We start from the raw sequence: 1,832 nt of genomic DNA on the forward strand, positions 1-1,832 counted from the left end.
TTTCAATACCGTATGAGTTCAAAACAAAAGAGTTCAAAATAAAAACCATTGCTAAAGATAGGATACTTTTACGCATTGGAAACCCCTTAAACTTTAAGCATCGAATTATAGTAACATAACAAATGGTTTCAGTTCGTTCAGTGGCTTCGCCACTCCACCCGAACGCCTTCGGCGGCGGCCGAACCAGGCGTTAGGCGCTAAAACAAAAATCGAAAAAATTGAACGAATCAGCTATCTTATGACTCATAATCATGTGATCTCAGACGAACATCAATATTTTGTTTTCTAAATGATCTAACCATGGGAGTGCTCAGATTGCCAACTATTTTAAGAATCGGGCCATACAGGTTTTTCTTCTACTCCAATGAAAATGGAGAACCTGCCCATATTCATATTCAGCGTGACAAAGCTCTCGCAAAATTCTGTTTAAAACCTGTCATGCTCGCAAGCTCAACAAGATTCTCTGCCAAAGAGATAAGGGAGCTTCAAAAGCATGTAGATAAAAATTAAGATAAATTCTTGGAGGCATGGAATGAATACTTTAAAGGTTGAGGTGCACCCATTAGCTCAAGATGTTAAATTTTCTGAATCTGAGCTAATTGTTAGCTTGGTTGATGGCAGAGTTATACTCGTACCAATCTCTTGGTTTCCATCTCTTTCAAATGGAACCAAACAACAACTCAACAATTGGGAGTTGCTTGGCGAGGGGGATGGTATCCATTGGCCTGATCTTGATGAAGATTTGAGTGTTAAAGGTCTCTTGCTCGGTGTCCACTAAAAATCCTGCTAAGTGCAAATCACGCCTAACCTGCATATTGCATCACCACGTCTGAACTGCTGACGTTTAGTCCATCAGTTTCTGTCGGGCAGTCATTTTGGAAGCTTTCAGCCTTTAAAAGCCATTTTTTCAAAATTCAGACATAACTCCCCCTTACCCCATTGTTTATTCCGTGCCGGGAACAGCACATTCCCCGTTATCCAGGAACCAGCTTCCTCGTCAGTTCCAGAAACAGCTTTTGATCGGGAAAGCTGCTGCTCATATGGATGCTGGTCCGACGAGTGTTGCGGACAGTCACGGCACCTATTTTCAACAACTGGTTACGCAATGTAGGCATCTGGGCACGAGCAAATTTCGTGCGCTTGTGGTAACCGCTTCTTAAGTATTCCAGCAGTACATAGGCCATTCCAGACATCAGTAAACGAAACTGGTTTGACCACCATTTATGGCAACCGGTGCGGTCAGAGAACAACCATTGCTGTTCTTTTATCGGTTTTCCATGTCACCACGCATACAGTAGCATCTGTCGTATAGCCATTTAGCAGAACCCTTCAGGTTAGTAACAACATACCGTGTATTGTCTGCCTTGATTGTGAACTCAGCTTTTACATCTACTTTACGCTCTCGCTTTTTCCAGCTCTTGGCTGCGTAGCTGAGCGTGGCGAAACAACGCTGTTTCTCTCTGGTTTCCTTGAAGCCCATGGCAGCCCGATGTCGAACATCCAGCGACAACGCATTTAATCGACTATTTGTGCCAATGCCTACGATGTAATCGACGTTACTCCGCTCGCACCAGCTTAATATCTGAGACCGACAAAAGCCGCTGTCACCCCGGAACAAGATTTTTCTTGGGCGGCTTGCGGAATGAAGCAAGAAACTGCTCAATGAGAATCTCATGCATCTGGACAGTCTGTTCCCTGTTTGCGTGCTTTTCAAAGCGACAGAGCGTTGATTGACTGGCCAGTTGATGCTCAGAATCTGTAGCTGTTTGCAGAGCCAAGTCATAGCGAAGCTGTTGGTGATTATTCAGAGCTTCGTAGCCCAAAGCCAGAGC

At 44.2% G+C, this 1,832-nt stretch carries 3 protein-coding genes and 1 pseudogene; 2 read left to right on the top strand and 2 right to left on the bottom strand.

Features of this window, described 5'->3' with window-relative positions:
- Positions 1-300 precede the first annotated feature (300 nt).
- Positions 301-510 (top strand): DUF4160 domain-containing protein, encoded by a 210-nt coding sequence (locus KDK17_RS19545; RefSeq protein ID WP_368736439.1) that lies wholly within the window; start codon positions 301-303, stop codon positions 508-510.
- A gap of 22 nt (positions 511-532) precedes the next feature.
- Entirely contained in the window at positions 533-778 is a 246-nt protein-coding gene (locus KDK17_RS10605; protein ID WP_257255207.1) for a DUF2442 domain-containing protein, read from the top strand.
- Between the two features lie 196 nt (positions 779-974).
- Here the strand turns inward: KDK17_RS10605 and KDK17_RS10610 are convergent.
- Positions 975-1,675, bottom strand: a pseudogene (locus tag KDK17_RS10610) (transposase).
- Positions 1,605-1,832 (bottom strand): transposase (locus KDK17_RS10615; RefSeq protein ID WP_257288048.1); only part of this gene is annotated, 228 nt, incomplete at its 5' end. The pseudogene KDK17_RS10610 and the gene KDK17_RS10615, both read right to left, overlap by 71 nt.

It is taken from the genome of Endozoicomonas sp. SESOKO2 (assembly GCF_024606245.1).
Taxonomy (GTDB): Bacteria; Pseudomonadota; Gammaproteobacteria; order Pseudomonadales; family Endozoicomonadaceae; genus Endozoicomonas_A.

Excerpts from the sequence above, each read along its gene's own strand:
- KDK17_RS19545 (WP_368736439.1), top strand. The coding sequence starts at position 301 with ATGGGAGTGCTCAGATTGCCAACTATTTTAAGAATCGGGCCATACAGG.
- KDK17_RS10605 (WP_257255207.1), top strand. The coding sequence starts at position 533 with ATGAATACTTTAAAGGTTGAGGTGCACCCATTAGCTCAAGATGTTAAA.